This is a genomic window from Rhizobium sp. P44RR-XXIV, from assembly GCF_001999485.2.
Classification (GTDB): Bacteria; Pseudomonadota; Alphaproteobacteria; order Rhizobiales; family Rhizobiaceae; genus Rhizobium.
On the sequence record NZ_MPVZ02000029.1, the window covers coordinates 1516629 to 1533147 of the forward strand.

Genomic DNA, 16519 nt, shown 5'->3' on the forward strand with positions numbered 1-16519 from the left:
ATTGAATGAACAAGAAATTCGCCCTGGCGCTTTTTGCCTTTTCGTCGCTCGCCGCTCCTGCCTTAGCGGCGGACTACGCGATCGATCCCACCCATACGCACGTCGCCTTCAAGATCGACCACGTTGGCTTCTCGCACGTACTCGGCTACTTCGCCACCGTGGCCGGCACGCTGAGCTTTGATCCGGCGAATGCGAGCGCCTCAAAGCTCAACGTGACAATCCAGGCCGACAGCCTGAACACGAACTTCGCGCAGCGCGATACGGATCTCAAGGGCGCCGACTGGCTGGATACCGCAGAGTTTTCGACCATCACCTATGTCGGCAAGACGTTCACCAAAACCGACGATACCCATGGTACAATCGCCGGCGACCTGACCATTCGCGGCGTCGCCAAGCCAGTCACCCTGAACGTCACGCTCAACAAGATCGGCGTTCACCCCATGACCAAGGATGAAGCCGTCGGCTTCGACGCCACGGCGACATTCAAGCGCTCGGATTTCGGCATAAAGACCTATCTCCCTTATATCGGCGACGACATCACCGTCGACATCTCCACGGAAGCTCACGTAGCAAAGTAACAACGCTCCAGCGTCGGAACGCTTCTTGTGAGGCGTTCCGATATGCTGAATAGGGCGCAGCTGCTTCGCCATACATCTGGACGATTTGGCCAGACCGCACAGGCGATTGCAGGCTGAGCGCTTCCAGCGTCGAGGGATGAAACAGTTCCTCGGTCGCCAGCAGCCTCGAAGACAGGCCCTGGCGAAAATGGGCGGAGAGGAACGCATCCAATGTCTTGCGATTGTTCAGCACGCCGTAGGACCAGCAGTCCGGGCCAATGAGGTTTTTAACTGTTTCAAGATGATCCTCGACGAAAGGCATAATGACCCTCCTCGCCGATGCGTCCTCCAGTTCCGTCAAGGCGATCTTGCGCGCCGCTTCAATATGGATATCGCCGGGCAGGTCGACCTTGATCTTCTCCGGCCTGCCGGGCGTATCCATCCCGCCGCGAACCCATGTTATTGATGCCGCCAACTTTGCGAAGATCGGCAGGGCTTGGGATCTCTGAAAACAGGCTGCCGACAATCGATGAAGGTCTAGGCGAATCTTGAGGCCTCTCCGCGAACTCCGCAACACCAGCTCGGTGCGAGCCGGCGCCGCCATAAGCGCGATCATGGCAGCGGCTAACTTGCGAACGGTCGACGCCCGATCTTCAACCCCGCAATCACAACCTTTCCTTTGGCACTGCCGGTTGCGACGGAAGTCGGCGCCTCGCTGTCTTGTTCAGTGGAAAGGTGTGATCGACGAGAGCAAGCAGACCTCAGCGCAAAACGGCCTCCGCACGCGCAAGTGCTGTCGAAAATCCGTTGAGCGAAATGCCGAAGGAAACTGGATTGCCCTTGTCGGCGACGATCGCGTGGACATGCAATATCTTGCCGGTCTTGAGCAGAGCGAGTCGCAAGGCGTCGATCTCGAGTTCGACGACGCAGCCCATCGGCAGGGCCGTGCGGAACGGCACCGCGGGCGCCGGGCTGTGCTCATCGATCTGCAGGACGACACCCTTCTGGAACAGGAGACCGAATGGCAGGACGAGCGTCCCCTTGATCCGGCCGGCTTCTGGCCGCAGCTCGATGAGGAGCAGCCGCTGGCGCGTGTCGTTGTGGATCTGTTCCTGGGCGATGACGCAGGTTTTCTGGGCCCCGGTTTCGCCCGGCTGAACGGAGCCGATGAGCAGCCAGTCGCCGTGGATTTCACGCACGGCATCGGCTCCGCCGGGCAGGCGGACTGTTGGGTTTGCGACAATCGGATTGGGGGCGAGCTGGTCGGTCATGGGAAACCTCTGTCCTTTTTGATGGAATGCGAGCATGCCTGGTGGTAGCGAGCGCGTGCCAGTGCGCTGGCGAAACCACTGAGCGGAATGGAGAAATTGACTTCCTCGCCTGTGTCGGCCGTCGCCGTCACATGCAGACGATGGCTGGACATCAACAGCACGGTCATAGCCTCATCAAAGTCCAGATCGACGAGAACGCCGTTGGGCAATGCTGTCTGGATTTGCCGGGCAAGCCCAGGTTCGCTCTCCTCGAATTGCAGCACGACGCCGGGCTCGCGCATCAAGCCCGACGGCAGCAGGAGCGAACCCGTCACACGCCCCTTCCTGGGGCGCAGTTCAATCACCAGCAGGCGCTTGCGCGTTTCCTCGTCAAGCTGCACCTGCGAGATCGTACAGGACGCTTCATGGTGTAAGCTCTCCATATCGAGCGGGGCAAAGACGGTCCATTCTCCATGCACCTCCCGCAGGGAGCGCGGGCGAGTTGCTACGCGCGTGGTATCGACGGCCATCTCAAATCTCTCACTTGGTCAGCTCGCCGACACGGGCAAGAGCCGCGGAAAAGCCTTTCAAGGAGACCTTGAGTGCGACGGGCTGGGGCGGCGCGAGCGCCGTCGCGCTCAGATTGAGATTGGTTCCCGTCTTGAGCTTTGCCGCCTGCCCGGCATCGAAGCTGATCGATGCAAGGCAGCCCTGCGGAATGCAGGTCGAGAAGGCGGCCGGGCTACCCGCCGGGGCATCGTCAATCCGCACGGTCACGCCCTGGGCGAGCGCCAGGCCGAACGGCATCAGCAAGGCTGCCTGCAGTTTGCCATCCGCGCTATTAGCGACTTCGATCGTCAGCACGTTCTGGCCGGTGTCCTTGTTGCTCTGGACCTGCCGCATCACGCACTGCGTCGCATTGTTTTCCGCCCGGCAGGCGACAATCCAGTCCTGATAGGTTTCGACGAGCGAACCGGCGCCGCCGGGTAGCGCTGCCGCCGAGACGGAGGCAGCGGCAAGCAGAAGGCCGACAAGGGCAGCCGATCCGGCAATGCTTAGTGCCTGGCGCTGAAGATTGTCGATGATTGTCACGTTGCAAATTCCTTCTTCAAATGCGGATTGCGTGGGTTTGCCGAGCACCCCCCACCACTGATTTCCAGCGCATGACAGCCAGGCAGGTGGCTTGTACGAGGGCTGAACAAGACACGGGTTCATCTTGTGGTTACGGCATCGGCGGCTGAACGATGCAGCTCATTCCATCCCCAAAGCAGACGACGCTTCCGGCGAAGCCGGGATCGGTCAGGAAGTCCCGAGTACCGTCATCCGCGAATGAGAAGGTGTCTTTCTCGCCCCCCGGCACCGGCGGCAGCGGCTCTGTGCCCGGAGCATAGGATCGCGGCACGATCGCACTCGCCAGATCCGTGGTCGGGCTCGATGGTGCTGCCGTTACCGTCAACAGGCCGCCGACGAAGCTGACATCATAGTTGGCCGAGGCGGCAAGCGTTCCCTGGCTGATGGCATAGCTGCCGGGAGCGGAGCGCCGGTCGGCCGCCGAAAAGAGCGCCCCGGTCAACCGATCGCCATTGACGAGACCGGCCCCGCCGATCGTATAGGCGAAGGTCGGATTGGCGGCACCGGTTACCCGGCCGGCATTCGAGGCGATGACGCTGATCAGGCGCGGAGTTATGGTCAAGCCGGCACCGGTGTAGCTGATCGTATAATTGGCGTTGCCGAGCGAACCAAGTTCGATGGCATAGGTGCCGACACCGGAGGTAGCCGTTGCCGGGCTCGCAAGGCTGCCCGAGAGACTGTCGCCATTGATGAGACCGCCTGCGACATAAGTGAAGACCGGGTTGGCATCGCCATAGGTGCGGATTGCGCCATTGGCCGCGACGGTGATGGCGCGCGGCGTGACCGCAAGTGTGCCGCCAAGGAAGGTCAGGTCGTAATTACCAGAGGCGGCAAGAGAGCCCTGGCCGATACCGTAGCTGCCAACGCCTGAATTCGCCGTGGCCGACGTTGCCAGTGTGCCGGAGAGGCTGTCATTGTTGACCAGCCCGGCGCCGCCGATCGTGTAGGAAAACGTAGGATTGGCATTGCCGTAGACGCGGGTGGCATTGCCGGCCGCAACCGTGATCGCCCGCCTGCTGACGGTAAGGTCGGCACCGGTGAAGGTGAGCGCATAATTGCCGGAGGCGGCAAGCGTCCCCTGCGTGATGGCATAGGCACCGACATTCGAGGTGCCAGTGGCCGAAGTCACAAGATCTCCCGACAGCGTATCGTTGTTGACGAGGCCTGCGCCGCCGATCGTGTAGCTGAGGAGCGGGTTGGCATCGCCATAGGCGCGGCTTGCCGCATTGGCTCTAACGGCGATGGCCCGTGGGACCACCGTCAGACCGGCGCCGGTATAGCTGATGGCATAATTTGAGTTGTCGAGAGTGCCCTGGGTGATCGCATAGGTGCCTACATTCGAGGCCGTGGTTGCACTCGTCGCCAGCGAACCCGACAGGCTGTCGCCGCTCACCAGCCCCGCCCCACCGATCACATAGGAAAGTGCCGGGTTGGCATCGCCATAGGCACGGCTATCGCCATTGGCGGCGACCGTGATCGCGCGGCGGGCGATATCGGCGAATGTCGTGGCAGTCGCATCAGCCAGCGTGTAGTTGGCCGCATCCGTGCCATCAAGGCTGAGACCGGAGATGCTGACTACCTTGCCGTTGCCGGCATTGGCATCGGCGAAGGCGCCCATGGCACCGCTGCCAAGCGTCAGGTTGTCGCCCAGAACCTTGCCGTTGAAGGCTGCATTCGAGGCATTGAGTGTAGCACCGGACGTGCCGTCATAGGTCTTGTTGCCGGCCGTAATACCACCGACCGAGGAGATCACCGCCTTGGCGATGCTGGCCGTATCGGTGCCGCCGATCAGTGTATAGTTCGACGCCAGTCCACCGCCGCTGCCATTGCCGAGCCCCAGCGAACCGAGAGCTACGGCTTTGCCGGACCCGGCATTCTTGTCGGCCATCGCACCGGTGCCCGACAGCGTCAGCGTCTGGCCAGCCACCAGATTGGACAGCGTGAAGATCGACGCATCGAGATCCACCGAGCCGTCGTAGGTACGGCTGCCCGACAGCGAGATGATCCGCTGGCCGATATCGGCCAGTGTCGTGGCTGTTGTATCGGCCAGCGTATAGTTGCCGGCATCCGCGCCGGAAAGGTCAAGCCCCGAGATAGACACCACCTTGCCGGTGCCGGCATTGGCATCGGCGAAGATGCCGATCGCACCGCTACCGAGCGTCAGCGTGTCGCCGGTGACCTTGCCGTTGAAGATCGCACTGTTGGTGTTCAGCGTCGCATTGGCGGAGCCATCATAGGTCTTGTTGCCTGCGGTAATGCCGCCGATCGAAGAGATCGTCGCCCTGGCAATGTTGACGGTATCAAGGCCGCCAGCCAGCGTGTAGTTCGAGGCAAGGCCACCATCGCCATGGATGCTGTCGCCGAGCAGAAGCGAGGCGAGTGCCACGCCCTTGTTGGAACCAGCATTCTTGTCCGCCATCACGCCGGTGCCCGCAAGCGTCAAGGTCTCGTTGCCGACGAGGTTCGACAGCGTGAAGATCGAGGCATCGACATCGCTGGAACCGTCATACGTACGGCTGCCCGAAAGCGAGATCACCCGCTGGCCGATATCGGCTGCGGTCGTCGCCACGTTCGAGGCCAACGTATAGTTGCCGGCATCTGCGCCACCGAGGCCCAGGCCTGTTATGTTGACGGTCTTTCCGCTCCCTGCATTGGCATCGGCAAAGGCGCCCGCGCTGCCGCCAGCCGACAGGCTGTCACCGGCGACCATGCCGTTGAATATGGCGCCCGATGTATTCAGCGTCGCAGTGGTCGAACCGTCATAGGTCTTGCCATTCGCGGTGATGCCGGTGATCGACGAGATCACCGCCCTGGTGATGTCAGCCGCATAGGCTCCACCCGACAGCGTATAGTTCGAAGCGAGGCCGCCGCCCGTACCATTGCCGAGCGCGAGCGTGCCGAGATTGACGTTCTTAGCCGTACCGACATTCTTGTCGGCCATCGTGCCGATGCCTGACAGCGACAGCGTCTCTCCGGCCACCAGATTGGAGAGCTGGAAGATCGAGGCGGCAAGATTGGAAGAACCATTATAAGTGCGGCTGCCCGACAGCGAAATCACCCGCTGGCCGATATCGGCTGTGGCCGTCGCCACGTTCGAGGCCAGCGTGTAGTTGCCGGCATCTGCCCCCAGAAGGCTGAGCCCGGAGATGTTCACCGTCTTGCCCGATCCGGCATTCTGGTCGGAGAAGGCGCCGCTGAAACCGGTGTTGAGCGTAAGCGTGTCGCCAGCCACCATGCCGTTGAAGACCACACCCGACGCGTCGAGCGCCACGGTCGTCGCGCCGTCATAGGTCTTGTTGCCGGCGGTAATGCCACCGATGGAGGAGATCACCGCCTTGGCGATGTCGACCGTGTCGGTGCCGCCGGTGAACGTATAGTTCGCGGCAAGTCCACCGCCCGTGCCATTACCAAGCGAGAGCGAACCGAGCGCCACGCCCTTGCCCAGGCCGGCATTCTTGTCGGCCATCGAGCCCGTGCCCGACAGTGTCAGCGTCTCGCCACTCACGAGGTTCGACAGCGTAAAGATCGAGGCGGCCAGATCTGCGGAGCCGTCATAGGTTCGGCTGCCCGTAAGATTGATCACGCGCTGGCCGATATCGGCTGTGGTCGTCACCGGGTTCGACGACAGTGTATAGTTGGCCGCATCGGAACCATCGAGGCTGAGGCCGGAGACCATCACCGTCTTGCCGGTCCCTGCATTGGCATCGGCAAAGGCGCCGGCAAAACCGCTACCGAGGCTCAGATTGTCGCCCGTGACCTTGCCGTTGAGGATCACGCCGCTGGTGTCTAGCGTTGCGCCGGTCGTGCCGTCATAGGTCTTGTTGCCGGCGGTGATTCCGCCGACGGCGATAACCGCCCTGGCGATGTCGGCGATGTCGGTGCCGCCGCTCAGCGTATAGTTCGAAGCAAGGCCGGTATCGTCGCCTAGTGCCAGCGAACCGAGCGTCACGCCCTTACCCAAACCGGCATTCTTGTCGGCCATCGAGCCGGTGCCGGACAGCGTCAGTGTCTCGCCGTCGACGAGGTTCGACAGCGTGAAGATCGAGGCATCGAGATCGCTGGAGCCGTTATAGGTCCGGCTGCCCGAAAGCGAGATTACTCGCTGGCCGATATCGGCCAGCGTTGCGGCCGTCGTCGTATCCAGCCTGTAGTTCAGGGCGTCGACGCCGCCCAATGTCAGGCCGGAGATTGTCACCGTCTTGCCGGTCCCGACATTCTGGTCGGAGAAGGCACCGAGCGCAGTGGCGACCGTCAGATTATCGTTTGCGATCATGCCATTGAAGACGGCAGCCGACGTGTTCAGCGACGCATTGGTCGAGCCGTCATAGGTCTTGCCATTGGCAGTGATGCCGCCGATCGAGGTGATGATGGCAGGCGTTATGGTGGCGAAGCTGGTAGTGCTGGTGATGCCAAGCTGATAATTGTTGGCATCCGCGCCGGTTATGTAAAGTTCATCGACGGCGACCCTCTTGGAAATGCCGGCATTCTTGTCTGAGAAGTTTGCGCTCGTATAGGCCACATGCATGTCATCGGTACTGACGACCGGGACCGTGGAGATGTTGACGGTGGCCGTGGTCGTGCCGTCATAGACTTTGTAGTTGGTGCTGATGCCGGTGAAGAATACATAGGCCTTGGCGATATCCGCCGTCGTCGTCGCGGTGTTCGAAGCAAGCGTATAGTTGCCCGCATCCACGCCGCCAAGCGAAAGCCCGGTAATACCAACTGTCTTGCCGATCCCGACATTCTTGTCCGAGAAGGCGCCGGTGGCGCTGCCGACCGTCAGGACATCGTTCGCGATCATGCCGGTGAAGCCGGCGCCTGAGGTGTTCAGCGTCGCGTTGACAACGCCGTTATAGGTCTTGTTGGCGGCGGTGATGCCGGTGATCGAGGAGATGCTGGCCTTGGCGATATCCGCCGTCGTCGTCGCAGTGTCGGAGGCGAGCGTATAGTTGCCCGCATCCGTGCCACCGAGCGAAAGCCCGGTGATGCCAACCGTCTTGCCGGTTCCGGCATTCTTGTCCGAGAACGTGCCGAATGGACGTCGCAACCGTCAGCGGTCCCCGCCAACCATGCCGGTGAAGCCTGCGCCGGAGGTCACCAGCGTCGCAGCGGTAGTGCCGTCATAGGTCTTGTTATCAGCGGTGATGCCGGTGATCGAGGTAATGCTGGCCCTGGCGATATCCGCAGTCGTCGTCGCAGTGTCGGAGGCGAGCGTGTAATTGCCCGCATCCGCACCGCCAAGCGAAAGCCCGGTGATCCCAACCATCTTGCCGGTTCCGGCATTCTTGTCGGAGAAGGCGCCAATGGACGTCGCAACCGTCAGCGCATCACCCGCAACCATGCCGGTGAAGCCTGCACCGGAAGTCACCAGCGTCGCGTCGGCAGTACCGTCATAGGTCTTGTTATCGGCGGTGATACCGGTGATCGAGGTGATGCTGGCCTTGGCGATATCGACCGTACCCGTACCCAGAACATAGTTCGAGGCCAGGCCGGTATCATCGCCGAGCAGCAGCGTGCCGAGCGACAGTGCCTTGCCGGTGCCGACATTCTTGTCGGCCATGGAGCCCGCGCCAGCCAATGTCAGGGTCTCGCCGTTGGCGAGATTGCCGAGCGTCAGATTACCAGCCGTAACATCGGTGCTGCCGTCATAGGTGCGACCGCCCGTGAAGCTCAGCACGCGCTGCGAAATCGTCAATGTGCCGCTATAATCGACATAGGCCGTGCGGGGACCGGTCTCCGTCACCGAGACGATGTTGGGGTCCGAATAATTATAGGTTCCGGCGTTCGTCGTAGACGCGATGGCGTTGCCCCAGGTGAGTGAAACATTGCCTGTGCCGACTCCCGTCAGCGTCGCGCCAGTGATTGTGGTATTCGAGTCACCATAGGTACGCGTGCCGTTGCCGATCGAGACATAGTCATCGTAAAGCCCTGTGCTGAGCGCGCGCAGCATCATGTAGCCATCATTCGCGCCGCTCGTCGATTTGCCCCAGACACCGGCAAAATCCCAGCCAGCATTGATAAAGCTGAAGGGATCGGCCATCTGGGCACTCGTCAAGCCGGTCATTCCGGTCGAAGAGCCGCCGCTGATGCCAGAGGTCTGCCCGGTCGTTTCCGTGTTCCAGAACGAGGCCGTGACCGTCGCGTCGTTCTCGCCGATCAGCCCGCCGCCGCTGCTGACCGCACCAGTGGCGTAGCTGTTGTTGATCGTAGCATTGCCATAGTTCCCGCCTGCGAGCCCACCCACCATGTCAGAGCCGCTGACAGCACCGCTGGCATAGGCGTTGGTGATCGTGCCGATGTTGGAGCCCGCCAATCCACCCACTGTATGGCTACTGCTGCTGACGGAGCCGGTCGCATAGGCGCCGCTGATCACGCCCGTCGTGGCGTTGAGGCCTACCAGCCCGCCGGCGCCGGTAGCGTTGCCGCTGACGGCACCACTGGCATAGGCATTGGTGATCAAGCCGAAGTTGTAGCCTACAAGCCCACCCACAAAGGCGCTGCTGCCGCTGACGGAGCCGGTGGCATAGGAACTACTGATCGTACCGTAGTTCATGCCAACAAGTCCGCCGACTTGAAGCATGCCGGAGACCGTAGCGGTGCTGTAGGAATTGCTGATCGTGCCGTAGTTCCAGCCGGCCAGCGCGCCGATGTCGCTGCGGACACTAGCGACCGATCCGCCAACGAGCCCAAGATTGCTGATCGAGCCTGCCGAGACCGAGAACAAACCCACCTGGTCGGAGCCGGTCACGGTGAGGGCGTTGATGGTGTGGTTGCTGCCGTCGAAGCTGCCTCTGAACATCGTGTTGATGTTCCCGAGCGGCACCCAGCCGCCTGTCGACCAGATGCCGGAGGCGTTGGCGCCCGACGTCTCGCTGGCATCGATACTGTTGGCGAGCGTGTAGTTACCGTTAAGGTTCGCAGCGATCAGCGCCAGCTGATGGAGATTCCAGATGCTGGCCACACCGTTCGAATCCATGGTCGCAGCCTCCGAGCGCAGGATGGGGCGCATGTCCCCGGCCTGATACCAGACGCCCCCGAAATCCCAACCGGAATAGCTCGACGCGCTACGCGCCTGCCCGGTGGTGAGGCCTATCGCCGAAAACGTGCCCGAAAAGGACTGGCCGTAACCACTGGATCGGCCGGTTGTGGAGACATCCCAGAAGCTGTTGGTGATGGTGCTGTAGAAATTTCGGCCCACCAGGCCCCCAACAGCGACACTCCCGTTAACCGCGCCGGAGGCGTAGGCATTGTCTATGGTGCTTCCGGAATCATTATAGCCCACCAATCCGCCGACATATGTATTGCCGCTTACGGCGCCAGTGGCATAGGCAAATTTGATTGTGCTATCATTGAAGCCGGCCAGACCACCAGCATAGGTATTCGAACCGTAGATTGCGCCGGTGGCGTAACTATTGCTGATCGATCCATGATTGTGACCGACCAATCCACCGACATCATAGCTGCCGAAGGTGGAAGTAGTGGCGTAGCTGTTGCTGACCGAACCGGAATTCCATCCTGTCAGCCCTCCGACATATTGCATGCCGTTGACCGTGCCGGTCGCATAAGCATTACTGATGGTGCCGGTATTGTTACCGACCAATCCTCCCGTATAGGAGTAGCCGTAGACAGATTCGCTGATCAGCCCGATGTTTTGGATGGTTCCCGCCGAGTTCCCGAACAGCCCGAGAAAACTGGCCGCTCGACTGACCACCAGGCCGGTAATGGTGTGGCCCGCACCGTCAAAGACGCCGGTAAAGGCGGCGCCGTAGGTGCCGACGGGCACCCAGCCGCCGGTCGACCAGATGTCGGCAGCATTGGTGCCAACCGCGGCGCCCGCGTCGATATCGACCGCGAGTTTGTAGTTGCCCGCCAGGTTCGCGCCCATCAGCGCAAGCTGGTGTAGGTTGGAGATGGTGACGACGCCGTTTGCGTCGGCTGCCGCCGCTTCCGAACGCAGGATCGGGCGCAGGTCTCCGGACTGGTACCAGTAGGCGTTGAAATCCCAGTCCGAATAGTTCGACGCGCTACGCGCCTGCGTCGAGTTCAGGCCGCTGATGCCGGAGGTGAAACCATTACCAACACCTGACGACTGCAGGGTCGTGCTCATATCGAAGTAAGACGCCACGACCGTGCCGCTGTTCCCACCGACAAGGCCACCGACATTGCCCATCCCTGAGACCGCGCCGGATGCATAAACCTGGTTCATCGTACCGAAGTTCATGCCGAGCAGGCCGCCAACATTCGAGACTCCCGAGACCGAGGCAGTCGAGTAGGATAGGTTGATCGCACCTGCATTGTAACCAACGAGGCCGCCGGTATGAGTCACCCCTGAAACGCTGCCGCTGATATAGGACTGGACGATCCCGCCGGCGTTCGAGCCCGCGAGCCCGCCGGTCATCGATCGGCCCGAAACACTGGCGTTAACCAGGCCAAGACCAGAGACCCCACCGCCCGGGCCGATGATGCCGAACAGACCAACGATGTTGGTGTTCGGCCTATTTATGGTCAGCCCGGTAATCGTATGGCTCGCGCCGTCGAGACTACCTGTAAAGGTGATGTTACCATCGCCGATGGGATCGAACCCCGCACCATTATTCCAGATCGCGGTGCCCGAGGCGTCGATGTCACCCGCAAGCTTCCATTTGGCCGAGAGATAGTCACTGGATGAGCCAATGCCCTGCAGGCCATAGACATCCGTAACCGTATAGGGTGTGGCGCTGGTCCCATCGCCGCCGGTGACGCGCAGGAACGACGTGCCGTCGGTGATGCGGAAGTCCTGCGCGGAGAAGGCAGGCAAGACGGCGCCGTTCTGCACCCAGCTTCCCGATGCGAGGATGAAGGCGCCGATATCCACCGCAGCCGTCGTCGTGATCGTGCCGCCGGACGACACGATCAGCCCGCTATTATGTGCCGAGATCGCAGCATTGATGTTGATATCGGAGGCCGCCGCAAGTGTCAGCGTCGTCGGTGCATTCCAGGCGATCGGCGCGGCTATGGTGATGGTACCGGCCTGCGGATTGTTCGCATCCGACGACGATCCGGTCGTGACTCTGACATTGGCGGTTGCCAGCGCATTGGTCAGCGTGTTGACGTTGATGATGCTGTCATTGCCGGTGGCATTGAAACCGCCATCGGTGTTGCTGCCCGTCCCTGTCGAGATCGTCACATTATAGGGGTCTAGCAGCAGATTGCCGAAGGCGCCCTGGGCCGCTGTCAGATCGGTGAGGCCGGCATAGGAGAGTTTTGCCTTGCCGGAGACTTCGACCTCGCCGCCATTTCCGGACAGCGCCCCGCCCTTCGCCGTGATCGTGCCGGCAAAGCGGGTGAGATCGTTCGACCACAGAACGACATTGCCGCCATTGCCCGCGGTGATCGCGTCGGCATTGATAACCGTGTTGGCATCAACATCAAGCGTCTCTGCCCGCTGCAGTGTGCCCTTGCCCTGACGCTCGCCGCCGATATTGACCGTGCCGCCGCCCGTCTTGCCAGAGGCATTGATCTTTGCGCCGGCAAGCGCGATCTTGCGGCCGGTCACCTGCACCTTGCCGCCCGCGCCCTTGGCGTTGCCGGCATCGATCCGGCCGGAAACAGCAACCTCGCCATCGTCGCCAGACAGCACGATATCACCGCTGCGGCCCGACACGCCCTTTGCTTCGATCGTGCCGGACATGTTGACCGCTTGCCGCGCCATGTCCTTGGCCGCCGCCGCCGTCAGCTGCACCGTGCCGCCCCTGGCGGAAATCCTGCCGCTATTGCTGACCAGTGCCTGACTACCGCCGGCCTTGGTCGGCACCGCCACCTGCAGGAAGCCGTCGCCGGACAGATCCAGCGTCGCCTGTTCGCCCGAGCCAAGTGCCGCCTTGCCCATCGGCACGGTGATCACACCGGAGTTGGCGACCGAGCCGCCGATCAGTGCCATGTAGCCGCCACGGTTGATGGTGATCGTGCCGGCATTCGTTACCGGCGCCGACGCGCCATTGCCGGTAAAGGTTCTTTTTCCAGACATGAAGTCGTCGTCGGAAATGCCGAGCGTCGAGGCGACGAACGCGCCCGTCTTCACCGTGCCTGAATTGGTAATGGCGATGCCGTTCGGATTGATCAGGTAGACCTGGCCATTGGCATTGATCTGCCCGGCAATGGTCGAGCTTGTCTGGCCGGTGACGCGGTTGAGGATAGCGGCATTCGCATCCGGCTGGACGAAAGTGACGCGGTTACCCTTGCCGACGTTGAAGCTCTGCCAGTTGACGACGGCGCTGCCGCTGGTCTGGGTGACCGTCAGCGCACCTGCCGATGGCGTACCGATCGAGGCACTACCCGCCGCCACCTGTCCACCGGTCGGCAAGGACTGCGCCAGCGCCACCGTCGAATGCACCAGGGCCGTCGAGGCGAGCAGCGCCACAAGGCGGGTCTTATGCGAAAGCGTCATGCGGGTCATTTGTTTGGTCATTGCCATTGCCCTAAAACTGAAATGCCGCCGAGACGGTGAAGCGGCTATCGTCATCGCCATCGCCGAAGCGCTCGATGCGGCCATATTCGAGATTGACGTTGGTGCTGTTGAAGCTCGCCTGTTCGGCCGCCGCCAGTCGCAGGCCGATGCCGTAGGCTGCCCCACGCGAAAAGCCGCTTTCCAGGACCGTCGGATTGAAGAGCTTGACGCCGCCATAGGCGCCGAACACGTAAGGCGAGATCACCACCGCGCCGGCCGTGCTGTTGCCATCCGGAAGGTTGGTGCCCTGCTGGGCCGGCAAATCGGGCCAGCCGAACGGCAGGGTGAAGCTGCTCGTGAACGGGAATTGCGCCTCGGCGCGCAGCACGAAACCGGAATCGCCCTGCATGGCGCCGATCGGAAAACTCGACAGGCCCGCGGACGAAACGATACCGATCTGCTCGGAATTAAGCAGTGGCTGGCCGAAGGAGGTCTGTGCCCTTGCCCGCAGATCGAAGGTCAGATGCTCGGCAACCGGCTGACGATAGCCGAGCGTCACTTCGAGCTTCTGGAAATTGTCATCCGCTCCCTGGCGCGACAGCGGCGTACCGCTGGCGCTCGCCTCCGCCGCACTACGCGCACCAAGTCCATCGATGCCGAAGGAGCCGGTCAGGCTTGCGCTGACCAGCGCATCGCCCGACACATACCAGGAAAGATCAGTGCCGGTGCGCAGTATGCGCAGCCGGTCCTTCGACAGGCTTATGCCGCCGCCATTGAGCAGCTCCAGCTCTTCGTCCTGTACGTCCAGGCCGCCATTGAGGTTGAGGGTGAACTCCCGCGAACGGATCAACGGATAGGCAAGCCGCGCCGAATAGCGGGTGAAGTCGGACATGAACTGCAGCCCGAACAGGCCTGCTTGCGGCGTCGTCCGCGAGGCGGTCGCCTCCAGATTCAGCGTCAAGCCGTCGATGCCGATCGGCAGCGTCACGCCGCCGGCCAGCGACCGGTTGCGCGGCGAGCCGGTGAAATAGCCCTCGTCGCCGCCGAAACGCGGCGCGCCGGAGGCTCTGAGATAGAAAAGCTCACCGAAGCCGAACACGGAATTGAAGTCGAGACCGACGCCGGTGTTGTAACGGCCCAGGGCCTCGGTGGAATTGTTGTCGGCCGAAACGAAGCCGGTCACCGGCTTGTAGCGCGCCTCGATCGTCAGCACGCTGCCGCCGCTGCGTGCCGCGCGACAGCGTCGAGCGCAGCACCGTGCCGGGAAGATCGCCGGCCAATAGCAGCTGGCGCTCGATCTCGTCATTGGAAATCCCCTTTTTGCCCACCAGCGGTGCCAGCATTCTCGCAACGCGCTCGCGGATATTGCCGGGAAGGTGCGCGGTGTCGATGGTTTCGAGGAAGCCATTGATAACGACGATGCGCAACGCCGCTCCATCGGTCAGGCGCTGGGCCGGCAGCACCACGCGGACCAGGCCGTATCCCTTTGCCGCGTAGGCACGCTCGAGCTGACCGGCTGCCTCGAACAGGGCAGCGGCCGTCACCTGCTTGCCCGTCAGGCTGTTGGTCACCTGTGCCTCGTCATCGGCGAAGCCGGGGAGCCCGCCGTCGATCTTGACGCTCTTCAGCCGTACGGTCAGCTTCTCGGCGCCCTTCGGCGCAACGGGGCCAGAGGCCTCAGGAATGACGATGCCGCTGCTCTGCTTCTGCAGTTGCGGTTCAAACGTCTGCGGCGTGACCTGCGATGCTGTTTGGGCGAAGGCAATGCATGCCGGTGCCGTCACCGCAACGCCTACGGCCAGCCCCCAAGATCGCGCGAAACGGTATCCGAAAATCAAAACGAACCTCTATTCATCCCTTGTCCACGAGAACCGTTTCCAGTCGCCATGGAATTCCCTCTGGAGCGGTTTCAGGCCGCTCGCTGTTCTCTTAATGCGCGCCGCAATGCACGAAAAAATGCCGCCCGAAATGGCCGCAACACCCTCTTCCCGGACCAGAGCTAATCAAAATGGCCGCGGGCGTCAGCATCCATTTTTGACGTGAGATGACCTGGGCACTTTGCGCAGATGAACCTCTGCAAGTTTGGCCAGGGGAGACAGATTGCCTCATTCGCAATGACGGCCTCCCTGAAAAACAGAGGACCCACCGGCCGAGGCTTTCGCGAGTGCGCTATCGAGAATGACCAGCTTCTGCGCCTGGAACTGCGCATATTCCTCGTAGAAGCCGCGAGAAATCCAGATCGGCGAATATCCCGGCCGCCCAATCCAACCCAGTGCTCCGGTCGATTGAGCTTCCGACATCTTCCGGCTTGCATGCGTATTCGAAAGACCGGTGGATCGGGCGAGATAAGTAATCGAGCGGACGTCCGTGAGATACCGGTCCTGCCCCGGGAAGCTCTCCTGATCGACACCCGCGATCAGCCGGTCCATCAGCCAGCCACCTGAATCGATCGAAGTGAAGATCCTGTAATGGGGTCCCGGCGCGCGGACCTGCGAACTGAAGAACAAGGCATCCGCCACGATCGGCTGGATCAATGGCAGCAAGCTTTCCCATTGCGTGGAAAAGCGAGCGTATCTTTGCCCGTCATCGAGCAGGTCGAGCGCCTGGAAGTGCAGGTTGTACCAGAGCGCCAGGAGAGACAGGGATTGCGGAGATGGTCTGGCCAGTCGACCGTGGCCAACCGCCCCATCGTCTATCAGTTGAATCACGCCGTACTTCATGGATTCTTCGAAGAACGTATAGGCTGTATTGCGGCTCGAGAGACCAAGAAAGGTTCCAAGAAGGCCAAGACTCCGGCGACTGAGGCCTGGCTCTATGCCGCCGATGGGCCGGAAAAAATGCGCCACTGCGGCATGACTTAGAAGCCAGCGCTGCTGTGTCGCAAACAGCGCTGCGGTCCGCGGCGATGTCTTGTGAGCCTCGAACATTCCGGAAGCCAGGAAAAAAACGGCGCGCGGGAACGATTGCTGCGCAATCAGGTTGCCGACGTCGCGAGGGGGCGGAACGTTCGCAACCTGCCTTGCGAAAGGCGGCGCTGATGCCGGACGTTCTATAATCTGCTCCATGCGCCCTCCGGCTGGCGCATCAGCCAGCGCAATAATTCCAGGTCCTCGCTTGAGCATGCCGATCCGCGCATTGCCCGGAACCGCGCTGGG

The 16519-nt window shown here is 61.8% G+C and carries 10 protein-coding genes; 1 reads left to right on the top strand and 9 read right to left on the bottom strand.

The features are described from left to right. The first annotated feature begins 5 nt into the window (after window positions 1–5). Entirely contained in the window at window positions 6–578 is a 573-nt protein-coding gene (locus tag BSK43_RS32945) for a YceI family protein (protein ID WP_077472922.1), read from the top strand. Here BSK43_RS32945 and BSK43_RS32950 read toward each other — a convergent pair. From BSK43_RS32950 to BSK43_RS32980, 9 genes are all read right to left on the bottom strand, one after another. Beyond that, a complete protein-coding gene (locus tag BSK43_RS32950; RefSeq protein WP_136687426.1) occupies window positions 538–999 on the bottom strand; it encodes a hypothetical protein in 462 nt (153 codons plus the stop codon). The two genes, BSK43_RS32945 and BSK43_RS32950, sit on opposite strands and share 41 nt — an antisense overlap. Window positions 1000–1318: 319 nt before the next feature. Further along, window positions 1319–1828, bottom strand: coding sequence for an invasion associated locus B family protein (locus BSK43_RS32955; RefSeq protein WP_169055496.1), 510 nt, complete (start codon window positions 1826–1828; stop codon window positions 1319–1321). Further along, the gene (locus tag BSK43_RS32960; RefSeq protein ID WP_077472925.1) at window positions 1825–2337 is read right to left on the bottom strand and encodes an invasion associated locus B family protein; all 513 of its coding nucleotides are present in this window, start codon (window positions 2335–2337) and stop codon (window positions 1825–1827) included. Before BSK43_RS32960 ends, BSK43_RS32955 begins: the two co-directional genes overlap by 4 nt. A 10-nt stretch (window positions 2338–2347) precedes the next feature. Further along, on the bottom strand, window positions 2348–2860 hold the full coding sequence (locus BSK43_RS32965) for an invasion associated locus B family protein (protein ID WP_246662803.1): 513 nt from the start codon (window positions 2858–2860) through the stop codon (window positions 2348–2350). Between the two features lie 169 nt (window positions 2861–3029). After that, a complete protein-coding gene (locus tag BSK43_RS35905) occupies window positions 3030–7985 on the bottom strand; it encodes a YDG domain-containing protein (protein WP_246662765.1) in 4956 nt (1651 codons plus the stop codon). A gap of 3 nt (window positions 7986–7988) precedes the next feature. After that, window positions 7989–13385, bottom strand: a complete 5397-nt coding sequence (locus BSK43_RS32970; RefSeq protein ID WP_246662766.1) for a GLUG motif-containing protein — start codon at window positions 13383–13385, stop codon at window positions 7989–7991. A gap of 10 nt (window positions 13386–13395) precedes the next feature. Next, on the bottom strand, window positions 13396–14547 hold the full coding sequence (locus BSK43_RS35910) for a ShlB/FhaC/HecB family hemolysin secretion/activation protein (protein WP_246662804.1): 1152 nt from the start codon (window positions 14545–14547) through the stop codon (window positions 13396–13398). Continuing rightward, window positions 14447–15148, bottom strand: a complete 702-nt coding sequence (locus BSK43_RS35915; RefSeq protein ID WP_246662767.1) for a POTRA domain-containing protein — start codon at window positions 15146–15148, stop codon at window positions 14447–14449. The genes BSK43_RS35910 and BSK43_RS35915 overlap by 101 nt, the downstream gene beginning before the upstream one ends. Before the next feature lie 321 nt (window positions 15149–15469). After that, window positions 15470–16429: a hypothetical protein gene (locus tag BSK43_RS32980; RefSeq protein ID WP_077471579.1), complete on the bottom strand. Its 960-nt coding sequence runs from the start codon at window positions 16427–16429 to the stop codon at window positions 15470–15472. Between the last annotated feature and the right edge of the window lie 90 nt (window positions 16430–16519).

What these genes read in the sequence shown, in the direction of transcription:
- BSK43_RS32945 (WP_077472922.1), top strand. Translation starts at nt 6, where the DNA reads ATGAACAAGAAATTCGCCCTGGCGCTTTTTGCCTTTTCGTCGCTCGCC.
- BSK43_RS32950 (WP_136687426.1), bottom strand. Translation starts at nt 999, where the DNA reads ATGGATACGCCCGGCAGGCCGGAGAAGATCAAGGTCGACCTGCCCGGC.
- BSK43_RS32955 (WP_169055496.1), bottom strand. Translation starts at nt 1,828, where the DNA reads ATGACCGACCAGCTCGCCCCCAATCCGATTGTCGCAAACCCAACAGTC.
- BSK43_RS32960 (WP_077472925.1), bottom strand. Translation starts at nt 2,337, where the DNA reads ATGGCCGTCGATACCACGCGCGTAGCAACTCGCCCGCGCTCCCTGCGG.
- BSK43_RS32970 (WP_246662766.1), bottom strand. Translation starts at nt 13,385, where the DNA reads ATGACCAAACAAATGACCCGCATGACGCTTTCGCATAAGACCCGCCTT.
- BSK43_RS32980 (WP_077471579.1), bottom strand. Translation starts at nt 16,429, where the DNA reads ATGGAGCAGATTATAGAACGTCCGGCATCAGCGCCGCCTTTCGCAAGG.